Origin of the sequence: Salinicola salarius, from assembly GCF_002179555.1 — a bacterium.
Lineage (GTDB): Bacteria > Pseudomonadota > Gammaproteobacteria > Pseudomonadales > Halomonadaceae > Salinicola > Salinicola salarius_A.
Window position 1 is genome coordinate 1 of sequence record NZ_NHOU01000137.1, and the last position, 627, is coordinate 627.

The 627-nt window shown below is 50.1% G+C and carries 1 protein-coding gene; it reads right to left on the reverse strand.

What is annotated here, in order from left to right; all coding sequences use genetic code 11:
- Positions 1 to 86 precede the first annotated feature (86 nt).
- Positions 87 to 518, reverse strand: a complete 432-nt coding sequence (gene tnpA, locus CCD76_RS19500) for an IS200/IS605 family transposase (RefSeq protein ID WP_087721126.1) — start codon at positions 516 to 518, stop codon at positions 87 to 89.
- Positions 519 to 627 lie beyond the last annotated feature (109 nt).

Genomic DNA, 627 nt, shown 5'->3' on the forward strand with positions numbered 1-627 from the left:
AGTAAGTATCCCCCGGCAAAGCCGGGGGCTTTATATTGTTAGCCCCTCAAAGGGGCAAGAATCTGAGCCGCCTGAAGGCGGCTGCCTCACATTCCAAACTTGAGCTGATCATAATGCTCATCCACCTTTTCCTGATTCCGGATATAGGCCCTTACCATTCCTTCATCAAGCCCTACTGTCGAGACGAAATAACCTCTCGCCCAGAAGCTTTCACCAGAGAAATTTCGCGATCTGCCCATGAAATTTCTGGCTATAGATATCGCACTCTTACCTTTGATGTAGCCAACCACATGTGACACCGAGTGCTTCGGAGGGATGCTGATACACATGTGAACGTGATCACGCATCAGGTGCCCCTCTACGATCTGGCACTCCTTCTGTCTTGCCAGCTCATGGAACACCTCACCAAGGTGTTTTCGGATACCACCAAAGATCGCCTTCTTTCGCTTTTTGGGGATGAACACGACATGATACCTGCAGTTCCATGTTGTGTGAGCAAGACTCTGGTACTCTCTCATTGGGAACTTCCTATCTCTTGGCCGAGATTGGAGGTTCCCTTTGACCGCATCACACGGTCAAACCTCGGGTAGTCCCCCGGCAAAGCCGGGGGATTACCTTATTTATTTA